Genomic DNA, 26371 nt, shown 5'->3' on the forward strand with positions numbered 1-26371 from the left:
CTCGATGGCCCATGCCTTTGGTCATTTATACATGTAAGGGGAAAACAGCCTAAGTGTCTAGCGGATCGAAAGTCGCAGGCACCACTGCGCGAAATATTGACGTGGTGAATTCATCGAGCATGAACAGGCTGAAATTGCCTGCAGGCCCCAGCTGGCAAGCCTGCTGGCGTGACAAACCCACGGCATCAGAGATAGCTTTATAGGCCAGGCTTATCCTATCCATCGGAAGTTTTCATTGCGCCACGCAAAAAACCGGCAACCTCGCCCAGCCCGTTTACATGCCTTCTTTATGCCAACCACACGCCCACCGCCAGCAGCAGCAATGTCGTCAGCAGGGTGGCTACATTGACACCCATGATTTTCTGCAAGGACTCTTCGTTCTTCAGTGCCTTTGGCAACCGCAAGGCAATCCACAGCGCGGCGGGAAACGCCAGGAAAGCCAGCCAGGTATTCACCGGCAGCAGGTCGTACAGCCGCCCCAGGGCAATCAGCGCGAAAGCGCCGAGCAGCAGCCCCGCCACCCAGCGCGAGGCGATGGGCAAGCCCACCACGATAGGCAAATGGCGACGACCAATGCGCCGATCCGCCTCCACGTCGGGAAATTGATTGATCAACAAAAGCTCGCTGACCAGCAATAGTGTCACCGCTGCCCCGATCAGCGCCGTTTCGTCGACGCGCCCGCCAAGGGCAATCAGGGTGCCCAGCACCATGATCGGCCCGAAACCCAGCCCCGGCGCCAGCAGACACCCTAGCGGCGAACGGGTCAGCCAGCGGGTATAGGCGATTATCAGGAACACGCCGCTGACGCCGATAATGAGTATCGGCCAGCCACGCAGCCATAGAAAATACACCCCGATCGCCACTAGGCCGACAAGCATGGCAAGTGCCGCCATCAACACCTGGGGGGCCGCAGACGGATGCTCCGGCAAGGCGCCGCTACCGCCGGAAAACGGGGTACGCCGCGTGATGAGATCGAGCCCAGAGCGAAAGTCGTCGTATTCGTTAAGAAGATTGACTCCGGCGTGGGCCAGCAGTCCACCGAGCAGTACCAATGCAACGTCGAGGCCGTGGAGGGTGATGGGCTGATTGGCCGCAAGACTTGCTCCCAGCAACACACACAGCGGCGCCAATATCAGAAAGCTCGGACGCGTCGCGCGGGTTACCGCGGCAATCGATAATGACGACATGAGGGATGACATGAACGTTCTACTCAGTATGACAAGTGGCATCAGCTTGTCATCGACTGGCAATAGCCATCAATGAAAAGCTGATATGTCGTAGCTGGCTGGCGATCGGCGGTCCTGGATCGCGTTCATCAACTGATCGTCATTCAGTGGAAAACTAGACGCTCGATTCCACCTCGGCTTTCTCGCCTTCCTCGGCATCAGCAATCGCCCCCCGCTTGCGTTCAGTGCGGGCAATGATGGACGAGCCGACAAGGTCGCCGGTGACGTTGAGCCCGGTGGCCCCCATGCCGACCAGAGCGTCGATGGAGGTCAGAAGCGCCACGGTTTCGATAGGCAACCCCACCTGGGCGAAGACCGTGGCGATCATGACGATGCCGGCGCCGGGCACGCCGGCGGTGCCGATGGAAGTGAGCGTACCGATCAGCACGATCTCGATCATGTTCATCAGACTCAGCGGCACCCCCACCACGTTCGCCGCAAAGACCGCGGAGATCGCGATGCGGATGGCCGCTCCGTCCATGTTGATGGTGGCCCCCAGGGGTAGGCTGAACCCGTACAGGCTGCGAGGTATGTTCAACCGTTGGGCAGCGTTCAAGGTCAGCGGCAGCGTGCCGGTGCTGCTTTGGGTAGCAAAGGCCGTGGCCATGGGGGTGCGCGCCTCACGAAAAAAGCCGCGTAACCGCACACCGAACCCTCGCATCAACAAACAATAGATGACGAACTGAACTGCCAGGGCGATATAGAGCACCAGCACCATATTGCCCAGGGAGAGAATCGTGTCCATCCCCTGCTTGCCCACGGTCTCGGCGACAATGGCGAAAACCCCGATGGGCACGTACTGCAGCACGCCGGCCATGACCTTCAGGGTGATTTCATTGAGCCCTTCGATGGTGCGATAAAGATGCTCGCCAAGCTCGCCGTGGCTCTTGGAGGCGCGCAGCTTGAGCAGTGCAATACCGAAGACGAAGGCCGTGAAGATGATGCCCAGAAGGTTTACTTCGGTAAAAGCCGAGAAGATGTTGTCCGGCACGATGCCCAGCAACACCTGCGCCACTCCGGGATTGTCCGGCACATCTATCTGGGCACTTTCATCCAGGGTCAAGCCACTACCCGGCTCGAACAGGGTCGCGACGGAAAGCCCGACGATGATCGCAAGCGCGGAGGTGGCCACATAATAGCCGAACAGTTTGCGGCCCATGCGCCCCATGCTGCCCAGCTTCGCCTGATTGATGCCCACCATGAGGGTGAACAGTACGATCGGTACGATGAGGAACTTCAGCAACCGCAGCAGCAGATCGCCAAAAGGCGCCAACCAATCCGCGGCGGCCTGTCCACCCAGCAGTCCAACGATTACCCCGAGCACCAGCGCAATGGTGACCCGAAGAATCAGCGAGGCATCGAAATAGATACGCAGCAGTTTCTTCATTGGCCGAGGCCCGCGTGGGTCGGTGCAGGTAATGCTATAAAAAGCGAAACGTGTACTGAAGCCATGATGCGGGTTCCTCGTCCATGATGGCGCCGATTGTGATGGATATGCAGAAGAGGGTAAATGCCGTCAGCCCTCCGGTTTATCAAGCGCCAGCATGGCATCAAACGGATCTTCGTCGCTAGCGCTTGTTCGGTGCCCTACTCCAGTCTGCGTGCAGTAGCCGATCAAAAGCCGACCTCATCAGTCGCTGTAGCTGCCGGAGGCGCCGGCTTCCAGAAACGCCCGGCACTGATGAATGTCTTCCGGCAAAGTACGGCCCTCGGAAAGCGGCGGCAGATCGTCGATGGCAAAGAAATCCGCGGCGTCGGTTTCATTGTTGGACACGAACTCGCCCCCATCATGATCGCAGACGTAGAACAGCTTGTAGAGATGATCCGGGGATACTGGCGTGTAAGGGTGCAGGCTGCGATCCTTGAGCATTGCCAGGCGCGGGTTGCTGGCATGACGCCCGGACTCTTCGAGAATCTCCCGCAACACGCAGGATGAGGGCCCTTCGTTCACGTCCGCCCAGCCCCCGGGCAGAGTCCAGCGGCCATCCTTGATCTCGCGTACCAGCAGCACCCGATTGTCGACGAAGACCGCCCCGCGCACATCCACCTTGGGGGTGGCATAGCCCGCATCGGGAATGAAGAAGCCCTCCACTTTCTCGATCGGCACATCCCCCAGCACCGCGAACATCTGATTGGTCAGCACTTCAAGCTGCTGGTAACGCTCGAGTTCGTATTTATTGGTGGTGTAGGTTTGCCCGGTCTGGGCGATGGAGCGAAGCTGCTTGGCAAAGGCGATCCAGTCCTGACTCATTACGTGCGGCCTGCGGTAAACGGTATGGGAGGGTATCTCATGCAAGCGCCGCCAATGGCATGGCGGCGCCCTGTTCATCGAGTTCAGCGAGTTTCATTTTTTGAGCGCCATGCGCAGCAACCCTAACCGCGCTTGTACTGGGTCTTGTGCTCGAAGTCGCTGGCATCGTGGCGCTCGTGCAGCTGCGTCTCGGGCTCGCCGGAGGTGCGATTGACCATGCGCCCGCGCTTCACCGCCGGGCGGCCAGCGATCTCTTTGGCCCAGCGCTGCACGTTCTCGTATTCCTGTACCTGCAGGAACTCGGCGGCATCATAGGCCTCTCCCAACACCAGCTGACCGTACCAGCTCCAGTTGGCGATATCAGCGATGCTGTACTCATCCCCGGCCAGATAGCGCGTCTCGGCCAGACGCCGATCGAGCACATCGAGCTGACGCTTGACCTCCATGGTGTAGCGGTCGATGGCGTACTCGATATTCACCGGCGCATAGCTGTAGAAATGCCCGAAACCGCCGCCCAGGTACGGTGCGCTGCCCATCTGCCAGAACAGCCAGTTCATCGTTTCCGTGCGGGTCGCGTGATCCCTGGGCAGAAAGACACCGAACTTCTCCGCGAGATACAACAAGATCGACCCCGATTCGAACACCCGGGTCGGCGGTGTCGTGGTGTGATCCATCAGTGCCGGGATCTTGGAGTTGGGATTGACCTCAACGAAGCCGCTGCCGAACTGATCGCCTTCACCGATATCGATCAGCCAGGCATCGTACTCCGCATCCTTGTGCCCCAAGGCCAGCAGCTCCTCGAACATCACCCCGGCCTTCACCCCATTGGGGGTTGCCAGGGAATAAAGCTGGAACGGATGTTTGCCGACGGGCAGCTCCTTGTCGTGGGTCGGCCCGGCCACGGGGCGGTTGGTACTGGCGAACTTGCCGCCGCTCTCTTTTTCCCAGGTCCAGACTTTCGGCGGCGTATATTCGTTTTCCTGGCTCATGCAGACTCCTTGATGACAATGTAATGGCGTCACTCTGCGACAAACCATAGTCGGTTAAAGTTTCTGTTTCAAAGCTAACTTTATCTCCGGCCGCCGCCACGGTGCTCGTGCACGATGAGCATGCAGCTTTCGAGCAACCGGCTGGGGTAACAGTGAGGGGTGGTCTGGCGGGAAGTTAAGACGTTTGTCAGGTGGTTCATCGCAAAATATACTGTATAATAAACCAGTATGAAGCTAATCGATAAACTTGCCATTCTGGCCGATGCAGCCAAATACGACGCGTCATGCGCCTCGAGTGGTTCGCAGGCCAAGAACTCGACGAAGGGCCGCGGTGTGGGCTCTACCGAGGGTATGGGTATTTGCCATTCTTATGCCCCGGACGGCCGCTGCATCTCTCTGTTAAAAGTTCTGTTCACGAATTTCTGCATCTACGAGTGCAGCTACTGCGTCAATCGAAATTCTTCCAATGTGCGACGCGCGCGGTTTACCGTCGATGAAGTCGTGAACCTGACCCTGGATTTCTACAAGCGCAACTATATTGAAGGGTTGTTTTTGAGCTCCGGCATCATCCGCAATGCGGATTACACCATGGAACAGCTGGTTGCCGTGGCGCGCGAGCTACGCGAAACCCATGACTTTCGCGGCTATATTCATCTCAAGACGATTCCCGAGGCAGATGGTGAATTGCTGGCAGCGGCGGGCCGCTATGCGGACCGGCTCAGCATCAATATCGAACTGCCCACGCAACAGGCGCTGACAGAGCTGGCACCGGAAAAGGACCAGCGCACCATCAAACTGTCGATGGCGCGTATTCGATCACGTCGCGAAGAGTCTGCCGCCGACCAGGAAGCCTATCGCCGGCAACCGCGTCGTTCCGGCAAAGGCAAGCCGTCGGCTTTCGCTCCCGCCGGGCAGTCAACACAGATCATAGTCGGCGCGGAACCCTCCACTGACGCGCAAATTCTGCAAACTTCGTCAGCGCTGTATGCCGGATACGCGCTTCGTCGGGTCTATTATTCCGCTTTCAGTCCCATCCCGGATGCATCAATGCGATTGCCCGCTCAACAACCCCCGTTGCTACGGGAGCATCGACTGTATCAAGCCGACTGGTTGATGCGCTTTTACGGCTACGCGGCCGACGAAATCACGCAGTCTCCGGACCCGGGGATGACGCCTGGCATGCTTTCTTTAGCGGTCGACCCCAAGTTAGGTTGGGCCCTCGCCCATCGTGACTTCTTTCCGGTCGATGTGAATCGCGATTCCCGCACCCGGCTGTTGCGCATCCCTGGTCTGGGCGTCAAAAGCGTCGACCGAATACTGCAAGTTCGAAGGTTCCAGAAAGTTCGACTGGAAGACCTCGTCGCCATGCGCGCCGGCGTGAAGAAGGCGATGCCATTTATCGTTTGTGCCAATCATCATCCATCCCTTATTGAGCTTGACAGCGATAAGCTGCGCGCACGCTATACCCCACCCGCGCAGCAGCTACCGCTGCTGTAACGCAGGCCTGTACCGGCATGACGCAAAGATCGCTATTCGATGACACGGACACGAATGCCCTCACAGCGGTGCGCATCCATCCAGACTTTTCAAGCTGGCAACAGCGGGCGCGGCAATTGCTGATGGATGAGGTGCCGCCGCAACGGGTTTTGTGGCAGCCCGACAACACACAAAAACGCGCTACTGCATCTTCGAGCGTTACTGCAATCCGCGTGCCCAAATCCTTCCTCACCCAGGCAAGCGCTGCCAGTTGCTATCGTAGCGATGACCGCTGGGCGCTGCTGTACCAGCTACTGTGGCGTTTGACCCATGGCGAGAAGCATCTCATGCAGCTCGCTGGCGACCGGCACGTTATACAGCTACGGAACTATGCCAAGGCAGTGAGTCGCGACGTGCACAAAATGAAAGCATTCGTGCGCTTTCGTGCCGTCGATATTGCAGACGGCGATCAGCGCTACATCGCCTGGTTCGAGCCGGATCATTACATCGTCGAATACGCAGCCGGTTTTTTTCAGCGTCGATTCGCCAATATGTGCTGGTCAATCTTGACGCCCGACTGCTGTGCGCATTGGGAAGGTAGCGGCGAGGTCTGGTTCAGCGAAGGGGCCGACAAGGCATCGGCACCCGCTGACGACGCCGTGGAAGATACGTGGCGCTGTTATTACCGCAGTATATTCAATCCAGCCCGAGTGAAAATTCAGGCCATGATGGCGGAAATGCCGCAAAAGTATTGGAAGAACTTGCCGGAGTCCCGGCTTATACCCGAGCTGATTCGAGATGCCGACAAACGGGTAGCGATCATGGCAAGTGACGCTAAATCCTCAGAGCGTCTTCATTGCGGCCCGCGCCCTGCCGCACCCGCGCAAGTGCTGAATGAAGCGATACAGCAAAGCGAATCAGGATCAATTCAGCAGTTGGCGCTAGCGGCACACAACTGTCGCAACTGCAGTTTATGGCAGCCCGCAACCCAAACCGTTTTTGGCGAAGGGCCAGTGCCGGCCAGGATCATGCTGATCGGCGAGCAACCCGGGGACAACGAAGATCTTGCCGGCAAGCCTTTCGTCGGCCCGGCAGGGGAATTGCTGAACCGTGCGCTGGCCGCTGCGGGTCTGCGCCGCCAAGAGCTGTATATCACCAATACCGTCAAGCATTTCAAGTTTCGCGCCAAGGGCAGGCGCCGCCTGCATGAGCCCCCTCAAGAGGAAGAGATCAATGCCTGCGCTCCGTGGTTGGCAGCAGAGATCGAACAAGTACAGCCGAGTATCATCATCTGCCTGGGTGTGACCGCCGCGCAGGCGCAGCTAGGCACATATGTACGAGTCACCCGGGACAGGGGCAAACTTTTTGCACTGCAGGGTCGTCACTACCTGGTCACCGTACACCCAGCCTACTTATTGCGCCGCGGCGAAAGCCCTCAGGAATTCCAGCGCTTTGTGGCTGATTTGCAGGTAGCCGCTGGGCAACTGAATTCGCTGGATATCCGGTGATGCGCTTCTAGTCTTGGTTCACCCGGTGAGCCGTAGAGACCAAGATCACCAATTAAATATTCCCGACTGCCTTCAAATTTTTATCGAAGTTTTAATTTCACAAAGCTCAACCTCCTTTCATGAAGGCGGCTGATCAAAATCAAGCAAATTCGTCTTGCTCTGTATGCAATAACGGCAGACCAGTGTTTTCACCAGCCCGACCGATTCCTCTGTTCATGACTTATGACCCTACGCCGGCTCCGCTATATCCACTGCCATGCCTGTGACCTGTATGCCGCCATGACTTGGTATCTCGACCTCCAGCAGGCTAGGTCGCCCCATGATCACGCCTTGATGCACCGTCAGCTTGGCAGGCGCCTTGATCAATCCTGCCTCCCGTAGATAACCGCCTAATGCCGCGGCCGCAGCACCGGTGGCCGGATCTTCCACCACGCCACCCACCGGGAAGGGATTACGCGCATGAAAACACGACGTCGACTCACGCCAGATGAGCTGAAGCGTGGTCAGATTTTCTCGCAGCATTAGCGCCTTGAGCGTTTCGAAGTCGTAGTCCAGCCGTTCAAGTCTTGCTTTTGATGCTGTCGCCAGCACCAAATGCCAAGCTCCGGCATAGGCTTTGGCCGGCGGCAGCTCGGTATCGAGCTCCGGGGACTGCCAGCCGAGAATTGCCAATACTTCCTCGATCAAGGCCGGCGAGGCGATTTGATAGTCAGGCGTCACCGATATCAACGACGCCTGCCAGCCATCATCTGTCTGACGTACTATCACCGGCACCATGCCCACCGCGGTATTCAATTCATAGGAGCCCGCCCCGCTCAAGCGCCCTAGCACTACACCACTCGCCACGGTGGCATGACCGCAGAAGCTCACCTCGGCCTGGGGGCTGTAATAACGCACACTACGTGTCTTGCCTTGGAGCGGCGCGATAAACGCCGTCTCGGAATAGCCAACTTCTGCAGCAATACGTTGCATGGTAGAAGCATCGGGTAGCGTTTCACCCAACCAGACACCGGCAGGATTGCCGCCCCGAGGGTCATGAGTGAAAGCGGAAAGTCGATAGAGGATGCCAGTCATGAGTGTTCTCCTGATCGTTGAACCGTGACTCGCATTCTGGCCTTGGTAGGTGTAATAAAAACATATCGTTTTCGGCCTCGGGCTTAGCTGGAGTAAGCCATGTCTTTACGAGTCCCATTACCCGCACTGCGCACTTTCGAGGCAGCCGCACACTTGAGCAGCTTCAGCGCTGCCGCCAATGAATTACACGTTACCGCCGCCGCTGTCAGTCACCGCATCAAGACACTTGAGGAAAGCATCGGCGTCCGGTTATTCGAGGGGAAGTCGCGCTATCCTCCATCAGTCGGACAACCGCTCCTACCGCTCTATTATCGCAGATGGCCTTCATCGGGGCTGTCGGCACCGTTACCGGGTGGGTGTTTAGGTCTTTCGCCGAGAGCGATATCCTGCTGGCTTAGAACCATCACGCCTCTTGGCCACCACTCGGGGTGATTATCCCGAATAAAGGCCATCAACTTCTCCCGAACGTTCATTTCGGCAATCCAGCCAGAATAAGCGTCCGAGGTCATGAGATAGAACACGATCGTCTGGGCCATCTCGGTTTGCCCCGTCACATAACACGAAAGCTTGTGATGTTGGATGACATTCTCTTCCTCTTTTGCATACTCAAAGAACTTTTCTCTAAGGCATTGGACATCGGCGTTCAAGTGAAGTGTCATTTCCAGGCTTCTGTACTCCACCGTACTCTTGACCGACAAGTTCTCGAAGGACCTGGAGACGAAGTACGTGACAGGCACGATCAAGCGCCGTTCATTCCAGACACGCAAGCGAATGAACGTATAAAAGATGCCTTCTACATAACACCATTGACCTTCAAACATGATCAGGTCACCGATGCGTATGGACTTGGCTATCGACAGCTGAAACGAAGAGAGGATGTTGCCGAGTACGGCCTGGCCTGCAATGCCCACCAGCACCGTCAGGACACTGGCGGATGCCAGGAGAGACAGACCCATCGTCTCGAAAAGTTCGATCTTACTCAACACATAGATCGAAACAACGGTAACCGTGATCAGGATGATGAGCCGACGCAACGCGTAGAGCGACGTCAGCAGCCTGCGATCTTCCCGGGATCTGGGAGCGCCATCCTGCTCCACGAGCCGCCGGGTCATTCTCAGCATGAGGGTATCGACGAGACGAAGCGCGATCGCCCCCCCTCCCCAAGCAAGAACGGCTATCAGCAACACGCGAAAGGTAGTCGTGGCCACGGCAGAGAAGGATACCGCATAGTCGAGCACCGCCTGGGTCACCAGCGACATGACGATGAGCAGCATGGGTATCCGAATTTGCTCGACGAAGATGGAGGGTGAACCAGAAGGCAACCAGCGTGCCATCAACCCGACCAGGTAGTGAGTGCCCAACCCTATCAAGCCAACTGCCAGCAGAAAGATCGGAATGGCTATCCATTCCCAAATCTTGAGAACGCCTAACGAGGTATTGAAGCGCTCCGGGATATACTCCTCGAACAAGGAGGGGCCGTATTCTTCATAAAGCAAAGGAACCGAAGAAACACTCTCCGGCATGATCAACCAGACAGGCTCCTCATTGTCCACTCGATACCTACCTAGACGAATATCATAGGTTTCGCCTTCGGCCGTGAGCGATGCCAGCTTTAGATTTCGACGTGGTACGCCTGTTTGGGGATGCTGACCCGCAGGATCCTCGATGGCGGCATCCTGACGCCCCGGGAGGCTTGAAACCTTGAGCCACTCGCCACGCTTGAGAACCTCGGCCAGCTGCCTGGCTAACTGGCCCCCTCGCTTTCGCTGCTCTGCTGGGGAAAGCTCGGAAAGATTGAGAAGGTGGGCCGCCTTCACAAGCTCCCCGTTTTTGGTTAGCTCCAGAAAACTTCGGACTGACTCCCTTGGTGTCGTTCGCTTGACGTCTTCGGGAGCCTCGTCCAACCCCGCATTCAGCGAATCCACGGAGAACCAGCGCGTCTCCTCGCCCCCCTCGTTTTGGGTTTGCGCCATGCACAAGCCGGAAAATATAAATACCGCTGCAGCCACCAGCCACAATCGCCATAAGCCATTTTTCTTCATACGTACTTTACCAATTCAGTGGGCCATCCCTGTATTCCACTTACCACCGGATCGCTATCAGCTATCCGAATTTTTTGCCGAAGGTTCCGGTTCAGCCTTCGGCCTTGTAATGTCCGGTTCGGTTCGCGGATCAAGCTTCATTGCCTCCGATGATATATCAGGCAAGGGTACGAATTTCTCCCGACTATCGACAGGTAGCCTGGACCCAATTTTGACATTGAATAGCACGAATATCGCATACGTTATTGCCACGGCGGATTCGAACAGGAAAAAAGAATAAGGCCCGTGGATCGACATGAGCGTTGAAGCGAGCAATGGGCCGATCGCCGCGCCTATCGAGTAGACCATCAGCAAACGCCCTGACGCCGCGACATAGTATTTGCGGTCCAACCGATCGAAGGTTTGCGCGACACAAAGCGGATAGACACTACTGATGGCCCCGCCAAATGCCAATGCCATTACCATTAAGACGACCAAGGGAACTCCGTTGGCGATCGAATTGGACAAAAGCCCCCATGATGTTCCAACCGCGATAAGAATGCAGGACATGACAACTCTTCGGTCGAACTTATCAGCCAATATGCCGATAGGCACCTGAAACCCGAGACCACCAAGCACCACGACACTCATAAACAAGGCGGCCTCGGTTACGCTCAATCCGATTTGACGGGCAAAGACGACGCCCAGGGCGTAAAAGGAGCCAGTAAGTATCCCCCCAACGCCAGCGCCGATTACGCCAATCCGCGACGCTTCATATAATTTTGCGATGCCGAGAACACGAAGTTCGCGGAGGTCTGGTTCGCGCAGACTCGTGAGCGCTATGGGGATAAGCGATAACCCGATCAGCGTGGCGGAAATCATGAAGGGATCACTGGTGTCGACAGGAGAGACATTCACCAGCGTCTGGCCAAGGGCGACAGCCAAATAGAAACTTAGCATGTAATAGCCGAGGACGCGCCCGCGCGTTTCGTTGTTGCTGCGATCGTTGAGCCAACTCTCGATCGAGGTCGTCATTCCGGCAATGCAAAAGCCGTTAACAATCCTCAAGACTACCCAGGCAGCCGGGTTGAAAAAGAACGAATAGACAAGACAAATAGCAGCCGTCAGTGCAGCGAAGGTTGAGAAAGCGCGGATGTGTCCGATCCGGCGGATAACCCGTTTGGCCCTGAATCCGCCCAAGGCTAGCCCCAGATAATAAGCCGCCATGATGGCACCGGTCAGTGCAACCGGATAATCCGCTCCTTCCATACGAAGCGGCAGTATGACACCGAGCAGGCTATTGCCGGCCATGAAGGCGACCGTGCCACCTAACAGAGGCCTCACTGGGAGCAAAAGGACGCTTAGTTTTTGAAGCATGGTGTGATGCGTTTGCTCCTTATAGTAGACAGAACGGATCGAATCTGGTGAACCGTACTGGCTTTCTCATTAGCCTGCCGATTTAAATCAGGCTGCCTTCTTCACTTGGCCCTGTTACTCCTAATAGAGCGCTTTTCGCTGGCTGATGGCTTGTTGTCCACATCATAGGTCACCCTGGAAACCCCGCCAATCACGAACTTGTTAAAGACCTAACGAGTCGACTACACTCCAGCCGAATGGAGGCGAGATCACTGCCAGGAGAAGGCATGAGCCGCTCTGGTAGGCGTGTCTTCGTCTGATCAGTAAAAGGAATCAGCAAAAGGAGCTTGCCGTGATCGCCACTGCCGAACGATCCTATCGAAGCGGGTTGCATCCGCTTCATGGGGTATTGCTTGCCGGAACCCTGCCGCTCTTCCTTGGCGCCGCGTTGAGCGACTATGCCTACTCATCGACTTATTACATACAGTGGACTCACTTCGCGTCCTGGCTGATTGTCGGCGGTCTCGTGTTCAACGGCCTCGCGCTGCTATGTGCATTTATTGGCCTGTTTCGGGCCGATGGCCGTCGTCGGCTTTCCCTCGTTTACTTCTTTCTGCTGTTAGCCACCTGGATACTCGGCTTCATCAACGTGCTGGTTCATACCCGGGATGCCTGGGGCGTAATGCCCACGGGCTTCGTGCTTTCGATCATCGTTGCCGTGCTGGCTTGCGTGGCGACCTGGCTCGGTTTCTCCCGTCTCAGCGTTGGAGGCAAGTCATGAAGTTTTCCAGCATTCGCTACGCCGCTCCGCTCTCGACATCCTTGATTTCGATATTCCTGATCGCCGGGGCAACCAACGCTGCCGAAGTGGAACAACCCTACGGCGCCAACCCAACGCTGCCCGAGCCGCAGCGCGGGCTGTTGCCCAGCATGACAGTGCCCGAGCCCGCGCCATGGGGCGACCAGAAACCCACGGTGCCCGATGGCTATTCGATTACCGCCATCGCCACCGACCTCAAGGTACCGCGCCAGACACTGGTGCTGCCCAACGGCGATATCCTGGTGGCCGAAGGTAAAGGCGGTGGCAAGGCCCCTAAACCAAGACCGAAGGATTACATTGCCGGTATTATCATGGCCAAAGGGACCACCTCGGTCGAGAGTGGCGACCGATTGACGCTGCTGCGCGACAGCGATGGTGACGGCACCTATGAGGACCAGACGGTTTTCGCCGAAAACCTCAACGCGCCTTACGGACTTGCCCTGATCGATAATGATCTTTTCGTGGCCAATCAGGATGCGCTGGTGCGATTCGATTACGAGGAAGGCCAGACCCAGGCCAGCGGCCCGCCCGAGGTAGTGACGCAGCTACCTTCCGAGATCAATCACCACTGGACCAAGGCGCTCACCGCCAGCGCAGACGGACAATTTCTCTACGTCGGCATCGGCTCCAACAGCAACATCACCGAGCGCGGTATGGCCGCGGAAGTCGACCGGGCCGAAATATGGCAGATCGATGCCGAGACCGGCGCGCACAAGCCTTATGCGACCGGCCTGCGTAACCCCACGGCGCTGACCATTCAGCCGGATACGGATCAACTCTGGACGGTGGTCAACGAGCGCGACGAACTCGGGCCCAACCTGGTGCCCGACTATCTCACTTCCGTGCAAGAAGGCGGCTTCTACGGCTGGCCCTATAGTTACTGGGGGCAGAACGTCGATTCGCGGGTGCGGCCGCAGAAACCCGAGAAGGTGGAATCGGCGATTTCACCCGATTACAGCCTCGGCTCACACCGAGCGCCGCTCGGCGTCGACTTTTCCATGCCCACCGTGGGCGATGAATTCGCGGAAGGCGTATTCATCGGCGAGCACGGCAGCTGGAACCGCGCCAATCCCGTCGGCTACAAGGTGGTCTTCGTGCCTTTCAGCAACGGCCAACCTGACGGCGACCCTGTCGACTTCGTATCGGGCTTTCTTACTGAAGACAGCAAGACGCGCGGTCGCCCGGTCGGCGTGACCGTCGCCCCGGACGGCGCCGTGATTATCGCCGACGATCTTTCCAACATCGTCTGGCGAGTGACGCGGGATGGCGCCAATTCGCCGCAAGAAGCGCCCGCCACGTCTGAGAGTGGGTCTGCCTCGGCTGACAACGAACCCGCCACATCCGAGGATGGATCCACCACCACTGAAGATGAACCCGCTGCAGCCGAGGATGAGCCTGGGACATCCTCTTAAAGAAGACGTAAGTTCTTGATCGGGTAGTGCAATACCTCGAAGGGCTTCCCTCGGGGTATTGTTCACTTGGGCGTATCCTGGCTCGCCAGATACCGACCTTTCTACACCCCAAGCTCGTCGCTGACTTGAGAATGTCCACCAGCCAGCATGTTCATGATCAGTCGGATCATCGTTTCCTTATTGGCGGAATCGGACTCCGCCACCAGCAGCGTCAGCCATACGGTCTCGCGGGTTTCGTCCAGACGCACCTCAACCGCCTTCTCGGCATCTTCATAGATCAAGGTTTGCGGCTGTTCGCTCATATCGGTCTTTTTCGAGTGAATTCTCCATCAAGCGGCCATAGCACGCCCCATCGCAGAATCCGGCAGGGTCGTTTACGGCATTGTCGAAGTCACCGGCCCACCGAGGCTATTTTACTGGCACGGTGTAATAGCCTAGCCACGAATTGCGAGGCTCGACTCATCATCCCGCCGCCATCGGTTAGAACCTTGGGTTGATACTCAACGAGAGCATGGCCGAGAGCTGGCACAGCGGTCTTCCTGACACCTGCTGCAATACATTGAAGGCATCTTGTACACGCTGCCTGTCGCGCTGACTCGTCGGCATCTGGTCAATCACCCCAGCGGCCACCAGGCGTGCCACCACATCGCTGGTCAGCAGAAATGTATCCTTGCCGACAAGTCGCAAGAAGCCCGCAGCGGAGCGTCCGCCCAGTCGAGCGCCACGCCTGGCCAATAAATGCCACAGACCGATGATGTCGGCACTCGGCCAGTTGGCAATGAACTCGCCAAAGCTTGTGCCCTGCTCCTGGCGAATATCCAGAATGAACTGGGCATTTTTGGGGATAGTCTGCAGCTTGGTGCGGTGACGGATAATGCGGTCATTGTTCATGTAACCGTCCATCTGCTCCGGGCTGAGCAACACGAGCGTCTCCGGGTTAAACCCCCAGAGGGCTTCCTCGAAGGCGGGCCACTTGGCATCGACCACTGAGTGTGTCATGCCGGCCCGAAATACCCGCCGGCTCATGGCGGAAAGGTAGCGATCATCTCCCAGCTGCTTCAACTCGTCAGGCGCAAGCGGCCTTGGCAGGAAGGCCTCCATGTCGTCGTCAGACTCGAAGCGTTTGCGAACCGTGTCATGGAGCCATCGGTAATCCAGTGTCATGCCTGCCTCGCTCTGCCTGTGCCGTCGTTGACTCTTGGTAGCGGCGCTATATTCTCGACCATTATCTTCGATTCACCTCCAGGTTCACCATGATCTATATCGACAACGAAGGCATTACCGACCCGCATGTCAATCTCGCCATCGAGGAGTACAGCATCCGCCACCTGCCTGCGGGCGAGGACTATCTGCTGTTCTACATCAACGCGCCGTCGATCATCATCGGCCGCAATCAGAACACCCTGGAAGAGATTCATCAGGCGTATATCGACGAGCACGGCATTCACGTCGTGCGACGCATCTCCGGCGGCGGCGCGGTGTATCACGACCACGGCAACCTGAATTTCAGCTTTCTAACCGACTTTTCCAAGGACAAGCTGAACAACTTCAAGCAGTTTGCCACTCCTATCATCAAGGTGCTCAACGCCATGGGCGTGTCAGCCGAGATGAAAGGCCGCAACGACATTGTGGTAGGCGATAAAAAGATCTCCGGCAACGCCCAGTTCTCATCCACCAAGCGCATGTTCAACCACGGCACCCTGCTGCTGGACTGCGATCTTGGCCAAGTCACCCAGGCGCTTGACGTGAAGATGACCAAGATCAAATCCAAGGGTCACAAGTCCGCCCGGGCGCGAGTTGCCAACATCGCCGAGTTTCTGGACGCACCGCTCTCTACCGAAGCGTTCAAAGAGAAAATACTGGCAAGCCTTTTCCCTGATGGTATCGAGCGCAAGACCTACCGCTTGACTGCTGAGGACTGGGACAGCATCAACACGTTGGTCGAAGAAAAATACCGCCAGTGGGACTGGAACTACGGTCGCTCGCCGGACTTTGACATCCAGCGCACCCGACACTTTGCCGCAGGGATTATCGATTTTCGTCTCAAGGTAAAGCGCGGCGGCGCCATTGAAAACGTCAAGATCTACGGCGACTTCTTCGGCCAACGCCCGGTCAGCGAGATCGAAGATACCCTAATTGGCGTGCGCTACGACAAGCGCGCCATCGAAGGCGCGCTAGAAGACATCGACCTCTACCCCTATTTTGGCGAAGTGGACCGCGGCGAGTTTATCGGCCTGATCTACGGGCCGGATGAGCAATAGCTTTCCGACATCGATTATTTTTCGGCAATTTTATTTATTTTAAGCGAGGTAGAATGTCCGCTAGCACTTTATTCGTATTTTTCCAATTCTCCCATTAACCTTAGCAATTCTTTATTTATGGCTTTACTAATTGAACCTGCTTAACGCTGTGCTCACCGGTAAATTATGCGATTTTTTCGCCGAAAGCACCAAAGTATCCCTTTAGAGCATTTTTGATTTCTAATTTATTGTCGCTATTGGCTAGTCTGACGACGAATTCGGCTAGTTCTCCGTGAGCCAAACCGAGGTGGTTACTAAGTTGCCGAGCCAAAGACTTCCTATTGTATATACGTAACGCCAACAAGTAATCATTTTCATTGACCACCTGAGTAAACAAAGCTTCACTATCATTATAGAGCGCATTGACATTAATGCCTTCACATAGAGATGAGAGCGCATCATGCAGAGCGTCTTTACCTTTAGATTCTTCGTCAAAGCAATTCAATCTATATTTGATCTCATTTGCTACGCGCAAAGAAATTTGATTCTCCAATTCTGAGTTTATTTTTTTAATAACAAACTCAGCAGAGGATTGACAATCGGCATCTGGGTCTCTTGCCAGTCTCTGGCTAACAACCTTAATTATTTCTGGGACGCAGAATAGGTTTTCTACTTCCGCCACCTCAAGGGTATAAATCCCATTTTCTTGCAAAGATGCGATCTCGGGATCTATTCGGCGATCTCGATCAATTATTTCGAAAACATCTAAATGATGTAGTTGTTCGCTTGCTCTTAAAGCCTTTGCCAATTGAATTACTTGACTGCAAGAGCCACTGGGAACCACCAAATAGTCACTTAGTACCGCCCTGTACAAAGATGTATCGTAGCTTCCATTCTCGCCTTCAACAAAAACGACAGGTTTTCTACTTCCAAGAACTTCTATCAATAGTGGCTCTGGAAGCCCCTCAACCTCATTAATTACTTCCCAGCTCCAGTTAGATCCATCAAAAGATTTCAACCATATTTTCTTTGATTCATGCAGTGAAGAAGCAAAATCTACATCGTGCGTCATGTAAACGAACAAACAATCAGGCCTTAACCCTTCAATTTCTCTCCATAAGGGCGCTTGTACAGACTTATGTAGGTGAAGTTCGGGTTCATCGATAATGATTATTCCGTCTTTAGAGGCAGCTAAACATTGACCAATAAGATAGAAAATAACTCTTTCGCCGTCACTCATTTCAGACGCGTTATAGGCTTTTTCTTTATCACCTTTTACACAGGTTTGAATCCTAACCCCCCCTAGAATCAATTCTCTGTGTGGAAAAACTTTTTCCCAAACCTTCTTTACCAAATCTAATTTAGTTACGGGCGGCTCAACTTTAACATCGGTAGCTTTTGAAGCGTTTAAATATTTTGCGCTCTCCTCAGTGTGGTCCGAGAATAGATATACCATCAGCCTTTCATAATCGTTTAACAGAAAAGTTGATGGCTTTCTTCCCCAACGGTGCCCTTGCTTGTAGGCCCAATAGTTTCCGTCTTGCGCCTCTGCATGCCCATATAGCAATTCTTTTTCCGCTAAATCTATAGATTTTGGCGTAGTGTTATCAGGCATTGAGAGCGACTTCTGTGCCGAAATCCGATGCACCTTTTCTTTTTGTGGTGACTCGCTCTCTATCCATGCCCCCAAACGCGTTTTCCCAGCCCCGTTAGCACCGATTAATAGGAGGCTTTGCCGCGTTTGAACATCCTCAGTTCCGCCTCCTGCTTTAGGGAGCTGCAGTGTAAACATATTTTCCATAACTCGTCTCTCGAACTCTTAGCGCATAACGTCGCGTTCACCGGTTTGTCCGGTGCAACGCTTTGTTAGCCTTTGAGTTTTTTTATTAATGTTTCAGCTATTTCAACACCTAGCCTAATACGCTTCTTGTCGATGTTTTCTGCCGTAGAATGTACTTGGGTATTTCGAATCATGCGTAATTCGGTAAGCTGATTGATATCTTCCATTTCCAACACGCCTTCACACATTGCCATCTCCCATTTGAACGTATGGCCTGTGTCTACGCCAGAATCCTCGAATGCTTTGCGAATCAATGTCTCCACTTCGTTAAACAGTAGTATAAGGTTCTCTAGTGTGGCCTCTGCGCCTTTCGGGTCAGCTTTCACACCAAATAGGTTATTCAGCAGAACGGCTGCTATTTGCCGATAAGCATCTAAGTATCGGCGATCAACGCCTAAGCCAGTTCCATTATGATATAGCCGATTCCTGATTCGATGATAATGCTCAATATCACCATCATCTAAACCGGCTAGTTTTGACCGAGCTTTGTTGAACAAAAGATCAACCATTTTGGGAAAGCTGTTTCCAGCCTCCTCAACTTCCTTTCGTTGGAATTTCACGCCCGATATTTTTTCTGGAAGAGAAAGGAAGGTTCTGATTGAGGTCTCAACTGAATTATCAACGCTAATGAAAGCAATCCTGCTATCAAAAGCGGTATCGAGCTGAATATGCGAATCAGCATGCCTTAACAATTCTAATGAGCCAGACGCCCAGGTTTCTTCCATATTCGATCTCTGATTTTGAGGCTAACGCCGTTGTAAGCGGCGACTTTGTAGTTGTTTGGTTTTGTGCTATTCAAGCACAAAAACGAACAACGGAAAAGGCGTCCGATTGACAACCTTGTTAGCGATTTTTTAAATAAATCCAAAATGTACGAAACGGTGCCAAAGACCATGTGTATATAGAAGACGCAATAAGTGAATAAAGTGGAATGCCAATGAGAACTATAATGAAATAGCTTACAGAATATGCATACCAACTAGAGCTTTCCCACCAAAACCCAGGGTCACTTACACTGCCCGGCATCCAATCTTGCCCAACATTAAGAACAATTGTGAAATGCATTTCACGGAGTAGAACCAAGAATAATAAAAATGACACAATACAAAGAGCCAATTTAAATGATTTTGCGAAAATAGACATAGTAGCTTGTGGTAAGTTTTGGTTAGCTTCTTTGGTGAGACTCCAGCTAACCATACCCGTAATGCCGAATATGGTCATAAGGCCAGAGATAATAGATATTACATTTGCAAAATTATCCATATTTTCCTTGATCGCTAACAGCTTGGCTTACCTGTACAACCAGCACCTTGAGCAACCACTGGGTGACTTAGGCTTTACTTTGGCAACGAAGAAGCGGCGCTTGCCGGTGGTACTTTCTCCGGCTGAAGTCGGATGTATTCTGACACATCTGCCGCCGTCGCCCCGGCTGGTCATAGAATTATTGTATGGCAGCGGCCTGCGTGTGAATGAGTGTCTTCGACTTCGCGTCATGGATGTCGACATACCTAGTGGAAAACTCCTTATCCGTGATGGCAAGGGGCGCAAGGATCGCGTCACTTTACTCGGCCGGTCCGTAATTCCACGGCTTGAATCACAAATAGGCATGGCAAAGGAACTTCACCAGCGAGACTTGCTTCATGCAATAGGCCCGTCGATTCCTCACGCCTTGGGAAAGAAATACCCCAATGCATTTCGCCAGCCAGGATGGATGTACGTCTTCCCTTCCAAGGGGTACTGCCGTCATCCTGTCGGGAATCATTGGTGCCGCCATCACCTGCATGACAGCGTGATTCGAAAGGCAGTCGGTAAGGCACAAGGAGCCTCTGGCATCACTAAGCGTGTGACATGCCATACGTTTCGCCACTCATTTGCTACCCACTTGCTGGAAGCCGGTTATGATATTCGCACTGTTCAGGAGCTCCTGGGGCATAGTGCTGTGAGGACTACCCAGATCTATACCCATGTACTGGGTCAGCATTTCGCCGGCACACATAGTCCTTTGGACCGCTTGATGCTCGGCCAGGCACCGGTGGCGTAAGCACACTACCGCCCGGGATGACATCATTCCCTGCGACAGGTCCTCGGTCTTTTCACTCTTTGATTGCTGACTTTTCGTGGTCTTACCAGCTTAGTTCGCCGAGTTCTGTTCTCAAACACAAAAAAGCACGCCGATTGGCGTGCTTTCTCTTACCGTGAAACAAAAGGCTTACGAGCTAAGTGGAGTCACTCCCACTCTATCGTCGCAGGCGGCTTGCTGCTCACGTCGTAGGTCACCCGCGAAACCCCACCAATCTCGTTGATGATGCGGTTCGATACCTTCTCCAAAAGCTCGTACGGCAAATGCGCCCAGCGTGCGGTCATGAAGTCGATGGTTTCCACGGCGCGCAGCGCAATCACCCATTCGTAGCGGCGACCATCGCCGACCACGCCAACGGATTTGACGGGCAGGAAGACGGCGAAGGCCTGGCTGGTCTTGTGGTACCAGTCCGCGTTGTGCAGCTCTTCGATGAAGATGGCGTCGGCCTCGCGCAGAATGTCCGCGTACTCCTTCTTTACTTCACCGAGGATGCGCACGCCGAGGCCCGGCCCCGGAAAGGGATGGCGGTAGACCATGTCGTAGGGCAGGCCGAGTTCCAGGCCGAGCTTTCTCACCTCGTCTTTGAACAGCTCCCGCAGCGGCTCGACCAGCTTGAGTTTCATGGTCTCGGGCAGGCCGCCGACATTATGGTGCGACTTGATCACGTGGGCCTTACCGGTCTTGCCGGCGGCGGATTCGATCACGTCCGGGTAGATGGTGCCCTGGGCGAGAAAATCCACGCCCTCGATCTTGGCGGCCTCGTCGTCGAACACATCGATAAAGGTGTTGCCGATGGCCTTGCGCTTGGCTTCGGGATCGGAGACGCCTTCGAGCTTGGCGAGGAACTTGTCTTCCGCATCGACGCGAATCACCTTCACGCCCATGTGATTGGCAAAGGTCTCCATCACCTGATCGCCTTCGTTCTTTCTGAGCAGGCCGTTGTCGACGAACACGCAGGTAAGCTGATCGCCGATGGCCTTGTGCAGCAGCGCCGCGACCACGGAGGAATCCACCCCGCCGGAGAGCCCCAGCAGCACATGACGATCGCCGACTTGATCCCGCACTCGGGCGCTCAGGTCCTCGACAATTCTGGCTGGCGTCCAGAGCCTTTCCGCGCCGCAGATATCCAGCACGAAGTGTTCGAGGATGCGCTGGCCTTGCAGGGTGTGGGTTACCTCGGGGTGGAACTGCACCCCGTAAAAGCGCTTTTCCGGCCAGGTCATGGCGGCGATCGGGCAGCTCGGTGTAGAAGCGGTGACGGTGAATTCGACTGGGGCTTCGGCGACCTTGTCACCATGGCTCATCCACACATCGAGCAGCGCCTTGCCGTCATGATCGATATGATCCTTGATCCCTTTGAATAGATCATCATCGCCGTCGATGCTAATTTGCGCGTAGCCGAACTCCTGCTTTTGGGAGCCCTCGACGCGCCCGCCCAACTGCTCGGCCATGGTCTGCATGCCATAGCAGATACCAAATACCGGCAGGCCTAGCTCGAACACGCATTGCGGCGCTCGGGGCGAATCCAGCTGCGTCACGGACTCCGGCCCGCCGGCAAGGATGATGCCGTTGGGCTTGTACTCGCGGATTTCGTCTTCGGTGATGTCGAAGGCGCGCACTTCCGAATAAACCCCGATCTCTCGCACGCGGCGGGCGATCAGCTGGGTGTACTGGGAGCCGAAATCGAGAATCAGGATCTTGTGGGCGTGAATATCGGTCATCTTGGCTCAGCCCACCCTATAGTTTGGCGCTTCTTTCGTGATTTGCACATCATGCACATGCGACTCGTTGAAGCCCGCACCGGTGATCTTGACGAACTCCGGCTGGGTGCGCATTTCGTCGATGCTGCGGCAGCCGGTATAGCCCATGGAGGCGCGCAGGCCGCCCATCAGCTGATGCACGATGGCGCTCATCATGCCCTTGTAAGGCACCCGGCCTTCGATGCCTTCCGGCACCAGCTTCTCCGCGCCTTCCGACTTATCCTGGAAGTAGCGATCCGCGCTGCCCTGGGTCTGAGACATGGCGCCCATGGAGCCCATGCCGCGATAGGCCTTGTAGGTGCGGCCCTGATACAGCTCGACCTCACCCGGTGCTTCTTCGGTGCCGGCGAGCAAGCCGCCGATCATCACGCAGCTGGCGCCGGCGGCAATGGCCTTGGCTACATCTCCGGAGAAACGCACGCCGCCATCGGCGATCAGCGGGATATCGAAGGGCTCCAGTGCCTCGGCGACGTTGGAAACTGCCGTGATCTGGGGCACGCCGACACCGGCCACGATGCGGGTGGTGCAGATCGACCCCGGGCCGATACCCACCTTGACCGCGTCCGCGCCGGCTTCCGCCAGGGCCTTGGCCGCCGCCGCCGTGGCGATATTGCCGCCGATAACCTGAATGTCCGGGAACTGCTCCTTGACCCAGGCAACCCGTTCGAGGACGCCCTGGGAATGACCGTGGGCGGTATCCACGACGATCACATCTACTCCGGCCTCGGCCAGAGCCTTGATGCGATCCGCGGTTTCGGCACCGGTGCCCACCGCCGCGCCGACTAGCAAGCGGCCGTCGCTGTCCTTGGCGGCATAGGGGTAGTTGCGCGCCTTTTCGATATCGCGAAAGGTCACCAGCCCCCGTAGGCGGAAGTCGTTATCCACCACCAGCATCTTCTCGATGCGATGCTCGTGCAGCTTGGCCTTGATCTGTTCGAGCGGCGTGCCTTCGAGTACGGTGATCAGCTTGTCCTGAGGCGTCATGATCGCCTCGACGCTGTCGCTGTAATCCGGCTCGAAGCGCATGTCCCGGCCGGTCACAATGCCTACCAGCGTTTCACCTTCCACCACGGGAAAACCGGAAAAACCGTACTCCCGGGCCATGGCCAGCAGATCCTGCAGCTTGGCCTTGGGGCTGACGGTGATAGGATCCTTGACGATCACGCTTTCGTGTTTCTTGACCTTGCGCACCTCGGCAGCTTGCCCTGCGATGCTCATGCTCTTGTGGATGATGCCGATACCGCCTTCCTGGGCCATGGCGATGGCCAGGCGGGATTCGGTCACGGTATCCATGGCGGAAGAGGCAAGCGGAATGTTGAGGCGGAGATTGCGGGTCAGGCGAGTCCTTAGAGTGACATCCTTGGGTAGAACGTCGGAATAGCCGGGAACGAGTAATACGTCATCGAACGTAAGAGCTTCTTGCGCCATACGTAGCATAGTCGGCAACACCCAATAAGCAGGAGAAGGGAGGGGCGTGAAATAGATAGCCGGATATTATAAACCTCCCTCTCCAGCGGCTCAATGCACACCTGAAAGCGCGCATGGTAAGCTTTGGTGAATCTTGCTGGAGCCCTCTTCTTAATGGCTGATCCTACAACCCTTTCCGTCAGCGATCTCAATCGCCAGGCCCGCTTGATGCTGGAGCGCGGCTTCGGCGACTGCTGGGTGGAGGGCGAAGTGTCGGGCTTGGCCAAGCCTGCCTCCGGACACTGCTATTTCACCCTGAAGGATGACCGCGCTCAGGTGCGCTGCGCGCTGTTTCGCACCCGTGCCCGCTTTGCCGCGCCCTTCGCCAACGGGGATCATATTCGTGTCCGCGGGCGGGTCTCGGTGTTCGAACCCCGGGGCGACTATCAGTTGATCGTCGAGGCGGTGCAGCCCGCCGGTCAGGGTGCCTTGCTGGCGGCTTTCGAACGCCTGAAGCACCAGCTATCCGCCGAAGGCGTGTTCGTCAATGCGCGTCCCCTGCCCTATCCGCCCAGGCATCTGGCGCTTATTACCTCCGCCACCGGCGCGGCGGTGCGCGATGTGTTGGCGGTATTGGCGGCGCGCTGGCCTTTGGTCGATGTGACCCTGCTACCGGTGCCGGTGCAGGGGCGCGAGGCGGTGCCCGCGATCATTCGCGCCATTGCCCTTGCCAACAATGAACAGCGCTTCGACACCCTGCTGATCACCCGCGGCGGCGGCAGTCTCGAGGACCTGTGGGCCTTCAATGACGAACACCTGGCCCGGGCAATCTTCCATTCCCGGCTGCCGGTGATGTCCGCGGTGGGTCACGAGGTGGATGTGACCCTTGCAGATTTCGCCGCCGACGTTCGCGCCCCAACCCCCTCCGCCGCAGCGGAACAGCTGGTACCGGATCGGCGCGAGTTGATGCGCCGCTTGAGCGATGCTCGGCAGCGCCTGGTTCGCGTCGAACGTCTGCGGCTCGACCAGGAACTCCAACGCCTGGATTATCTGCGTGCGCGGCTACGCCATCCTGGCGAACGCTTGGCTCGCCAACGCCAGCATCTCGCTCAGCTTGAAGCACGCCTACAGCGCGCCATGCAGCAGCGTCTGGCTCAGGCACGACAACGCCAGGAGATGGCAAGGCGCAGTCTCACGCGTTTCGATCCTGCCCAGCAGATCGCCGAGTCGCGCCGGCGTCTTGAACAGGCGAGCAGACGCTTGAATTCGGCCCTGCCCCGGCGTCTTGAGGTGGAGCGTAATCGGCTCAATGCCCTGATGCGGGAATTGAACGCAGTAAGCCCGCTGGCGGTACTGGGCCGAGGCTATGCGATTATCGAAAACAGTGAAGGTAGCGTCGTCAAACGCGCCGAGGACACCCGCCCGGGTGAACGCCTCAGCGCGCGACTTGCGCAGGGAAGATTGTCAGTAGAAGTGAAGCGTCGTCATAAACGTTAGGCACCCCTTGTAACGTGCTTAATTGATCTCTTCCTCGGCTGCTCCAGGCTTGAATACACCCGCTTCCAGATCGTGCCGGCCCAGCAGCTTGTAGAAGTCGGTGCGATTGCGTCCGGCGATACGCGCCGCCTGGGTCACGTTGCCTTCGGTGATCTTCAGCACCTTGATCAGATAGCTACGCTCGAAGCTGGCCCGGGCGTCGTTGAAGGAAGGCAGTGCATTTTCTTCCGCCACCAGCGCCTGGGCGACCAGCGCCTCGGGAATGATCGGCGAGCTGGTCAGGGCCACGCACTGCTCCACCACGTTGACCAGCTGACGCACGTTGCCCGGCCAGGCGCTGGAAGCCAGCAGGTTGAGCGCCTCCGAGGAGAAGCCCTTGACGAAGGGCTTATGGCGCTCGGCGGCCTGGGTTACCAGATACTTGGCCAGCAGCGGCACATCCTCGGCGCGATCCTTGAGCGGCGGCAAGCGCAAATTGACCACGTTCAGGCGGTAGTAGAGATCCTCTCGGAAATCGCCTTCCGCCATGGCCCGGTCGAGATCCCGGTGGGTGGCGGAAATGACCCGCACATCGACGGGCATCGAGGTGGTCGACCCCAGCGGGCGCACTTGCCGATCCTGCAGCACCCGCAGCAACTTGACCTGCAGCGGCAGGGGCATGTCGCCGATCTCATCAAGAAACAGCGTACCGCCATCCGCCGCCTGAAAAAGCCCTTCGTGCTGGGTGATCGCGCCGGTAAACGCCCCCTTGGCGTGACCGAAAAGCTCGCTTTCCAGCAGCTGCTCCGGCAAGGCGCCGCAGTTGATGGCGATGAAGGGTTTATCGGACCGGGAACTGGCCTGATGAATGGCATTGGCGAAAAGCTCTTTACCGCTACCGCTGGGGCCGGTAACCAGCACGCTGACATCGGAACCCGCCACCATGCGGGCCTGCTCCAGCACGCGCTCCATATGAGGGCTTCGGGTAATAATGGCAGAACGCCATTCATTGTCGCCATTGCCGGCAGTACCTGGCGTCTGGCTCATGGCGTCTTCGATAGCAGCGAACAGCTCGTCCCGATCTACCGGCTTGGTCAGAAAGCTGAACACCCCCTGACGAGTGGCGCTGACCGCATCCGGGATCGAACCATGGGCGGTGAGGATGATGACCGGCAGCCCTGGAGCTTCCTTTTGCAACTGATGGAAAAGCGCCATGCCATCCATCTCGTCCATGCGCAGATCCGATAGCACCAGATCCGGCCGGGTCTTGCTCAAGCTATCCAGCGCCTGGCGCCCGCTTTCCGCCGTTGTCACGCGATAGCCGCGGCTCTCCAGACGCATGCCCAACAGCTTGAGCAGGCTGGCATCGTCATCTACCAATAGAATGTGGGCGGCATGCTTCACGTTTCGACTCCTTGAAAGCGCAACCACAGGC

Annotated in this window: 22 protein-coding genes and 1 pseudogene; 8 read left to right on the forward strand and 15 right to left on the reverse strand. The window is 56.3% G+C overall.

Annotated features, from left to right (window positions below; all coding sequences use genetic code 11):
- Window positions 1-49 precede the first annotated feature (49 nt).
- The 5 genes from H7850_RS07700 to yghU form a co-directional block, all read right to left on the reverse strand.
- The gene (locus H7850_RS07700; RefSeq protein ID WP_227368940.1) at window positions 50-223 is read right to left on the reverse strand and encodes a hypothetical protein; all 174 of its coding nucleotides are present in this window, start codon (window positions 221-223) and stop codon (window positions 50-52) included.
- Between the two features lie 64 nt (window positions 224-287).
- Window positions 288-1199, reverse strand: coding sequence for a prenyltransferase (locus tag H7850_RS07705; protein WP_227368941.1), 912 nt, complete (start codon window positions 1197-1199; stop codon window positions 288-290).
- A 142-nt stretch (window positions 1200-1341) separates the two neighbouring features.
- The gene (locus tag H7850_RS07710; RefSeq protein WP_227368942.1) at window positions 1342-2613 is read right to left on the reverse strand and encodes a dicarboxylate/amino acid:cation symporter; all 1272 of its coding nucleotides are present in this window, start codon (window positions 2611-2613) and stop codon (window positions 1342-1344) included.
- Window positions 2614-2856: 243 nt separating this feature from the next.
- The gene (locus H7850_RS07715; RefSeq protein WP_227368943.1) at window positions 2857-3477 is read right to left on the reverse strand and encodes an NUDIX hydrolase; all 621 of its coding nucleotides are present in this window, start codon (window positions 3475-3477) and stop codon (window positions 2857-2859) included.
- 122 nt (window positions 3478-3599) lie between these two features.
- Window positions 3600-4466, reverse strand: coding sequence for a glutathione-dependent disulfide-bond oxidoreductase (gene yghU / locus H7850_RS07720; RefSeq protein ID WP_227368944.1), 867 nt, complete (start codon window positions 4464-4466; stop codon window positions 3600-3602).
- Window positions 4467-4694: 228 nt separating this feature from the next.
- Between yghU and H7850_RS07725 the strand changes: the two genes are divergently transcribed.
- Window positions 4695-5963, forward strand: coding sequence for a putative DNA modification/repair radical SAM protein (locus tag H7850_RS07725; protein WP_227368945.1), 1269 nt, complete (start codon window positions 4695-4697; stop codon window positions 5961-5963).
- Between the two features lie 17 nt (window positions 5964-5980).
- Complete coding sequence (locus H7850_RS07730; protein ID WP_227368946.1) at window positions 5981-7450, forward strand: UdgX family uracil-DNA binding protein; 1470 nt, start codon at window positions 5981-5983, stop codon at window positions 7448-7450.
- Between the two features lie 228 nt (window positions 7451-7678).
- On the opposite strand, the gene H7850_RS07735 is transcribed toward H7850_RS07730, so the two are convergent.
- On the reverse strand, window positions 7679-8524 hold the full coding sequence (locus H7850_RS07735) for a PhzF family phenazine biosynthesis protein (RefSeq protein ID WP_227368947.1): 846 nt from the start codon (window positions 8522-8524) through the stop codon (window positions 7679-7681).
- A 99-nt stretch (window positions 8525-8623) separates the two neighbouring features.
- Here H7850_RS07735 and H7850_RS07740 point away from each other — a divergent pair.
- Window positions 8624-8779: pseudogene (locus H7850_RS07740) on the forward strand (LysR family transcriptional regulator); the annotation flags it as partial.
- A gap of 53 nt (window positions 8780-8832) precedes the next feature.
- Here the strand turns inward: H7850_RS07740 and H7850_RS07745 are convergent.
- Both H7850_RS07745 and H7850_RS07750 read right to left on the reverse strand, forming a co-directional pair.
- The gene (locus H7850_RS07745; protein ID WP_227368948.1) at window positions 8833-10566 is read right to left on the reverse strand and encodes a mechanosensitive ion channel family protein; all 1734 of its coding nucleotides are present in this window, start codon (window positions 10564-10566) and stop codon (window positions 8833-8835) included.
- 57 nt (window positions 10567-10623) lie between these two features.
- Complete coding sequence (locus tag H7850_RS07750) at window positions 10624-11922, reverse strand: MFS transporter (RefSeq protein ID WP_227368949.1); 1299 nt, start codon at window positions 11920-11922, stop codon at window positions 10624-10626.
- 331 nt (window positions 11923-12253) lie between these two features.
- Between H7850_RS07750 and H7850_RS07755 the strand changes: the two genes are divergently transcribed.
- A complete protein-coding gene (locus H7850_RS07755; RefSeq protein ID WP_227368950.1) occupies window positions 12254-12682 on the forward strand; it encodes a DUF2231 domain-containing protein in 429 nt (142 codons plus the stop codon).
- Entirely contained in the window at window positions 12679-14133 is a 1455-nt protein-coding gene (locus H7850_RS07760; protein WP_227368951.1) for a PQQ-dependent sugar dehydrogenase, read from the forward strand. Before H7850_RS07755 ends, H7850_RS07760 begins: the two co-directional genes overlap by 4 nt.
- 101 nt (window positions 14134-14234) lie before the next feature.
- Here H7850_RS07760 and H7850_RS07765 read toward each other — a convergent pair whose 3' ends face one another.
- On the reverse strand, window positions 14235-14435 hold the full coding sequence (locus tag H7850_RS07765) for a hypothetical protein (RefSeq protein WP_227368952.1): 201 nt from the start codon (window positions 14433-14435) through the stop codon (window positions 14235-14237).
- A gap of 178 nt (window positions 14436-14613) precedes the next feature.
- Window positions 14614-15297 (reverse strand): DNA-3-methyladenine glycosylase I, encoded by a 684-nt coding sequence (locus H7850_RS07770; RefSeq protein WP_227368953.1) that lies wholly within the window; start codon window positions 15295-15297, stop codon window positions 14614-14616.
- An 89-nt stretch (window positions 15298-15386) separates the two neighbouring features.
- On the opposite strand from H7850_RS07770, the gene H7850_RS07775 reads away from it, so the two are divergent.
- Window positions 15387-16394: a lipoate--protein ligase gene (locus tag H7850_RS07775; RefSeq protein WP_227368954.1), complete on the forward strand. Its 1008-nt coding sequence runs from the start codon at window positions 15387-15389 to the stop codon at window positions 16392-16394.
- A gap of 163 nt (window positions 16395-16557) precedes the next feature.
- On the opposite strand, the gene H7850_RS07780 is transcribed toward H7850_RS07775, so the two are convergent.
- Both H7850_RS07780 and H7850_RS07785 read right to left on the reverse strand, forming a co-directional pair.
- Entirely contained in the window at window positions 16558-18174 is a 1617-nt protein-coding gene (locus H7850_RS07780) for a DUF4435 domain-containing protein (RefSeq protein WP_227368955.1), read from the reverse strand.
- A 65-nt stretch (window positions 18175-18239) separates the two neighbouring features.
- Entirely contained in the window at window positions 18240-18938 is a 699-nt protein-coding gene (locus H7850_RS07785; protein WP_227368956.1) for a hypothetical protein, read from the reverse strand.
- A 479-nt stretch (window positions 18939-19417) separates the two neighbouring features.
- Here H7850_RS07785 and H7850_RS07790 point away from each other — a divergent pair, with 479 nt between their 5' ends.
- On the forward strand, window positions 19418-20254 hold the full coding sequence (locus H7850_RS07790; RefSeq protein WP_319799272.1) for an integron integrase: 837 nt from the start codon (window positions 19418-19420) through the stop codon (window positions 20252-20254).
- Between the two features lie 185 nt (window positions 20255-20439).
- Here H7850_RS07790 and guaA read toward each other — a convergent pair whose 3' ends face one another.
- Both guaA and guaB read right to left on the reverse strand, forming a co-directional pair.
- A complete protein-coding gene (gene guaA, locus H7850_RS07795) occupies window positions 20440-22014 on the reverse strand; it encodes a glutamine-hydrolyzing GMP synthase (RefSeq protein ID WP_227368957.1) in 1575 nt (524 codons plus the stop codon).
- A gap of 6 nt (window positions 22015-22020) precedes the next feature.
- Complete coding sequence (gene guaB / locus H7850_RS07800; protein ID WP_227368958.1) at window positions 22021-23490, reverse strand: IMP dehydrogenase; 1470 nt, start codon at window positions 23488-23490, stop codon at window positions 22021-22023.
- 144 nt (window positions 23491-23634) lie between these two features.
- Here guaB and xseA point away from each other — a divergent pair, with 144 nt between their 5' ends.
- Window positions 23635-24957: an exodeoxyribonuclease VII large subunit gene (gene xseA, locus H7850_RS07805; protein ID WP_227368959.1), complete on the forward strand. Its 1323-nt coding sequence runs from the start codon at window positions 23635-23637 to the stop codon at window positions 24955-24957.
- A gap of 18 nt (window positions 24958-24975) precedes the next feature.
- On the opposite strand, the gene glrR is transcribed toward xseA, so the two are convergent.
- Window positions 24976-26340, reverse strand: coding sequence for a two-component system response regulator GlrR (glrR, locus tag H7850_RS07810; RefSeq protein ID WP_227368960.1), 1365 nt, complete (start codon window positions 26338-26340; stop codon window positions 24976-24978).
- Between the last annotated feature and the right edge of the window lie 31 nt (window positions 26341-26371).

Source organism: Halomonas sp. M20, from assembly GCF_020622265.1.
Lineage (GTDB): Bacteria > Pseudomonadota > Gammaproteobacteria > Pseudomonadales > Halomonadaceae > Modicisalibacter.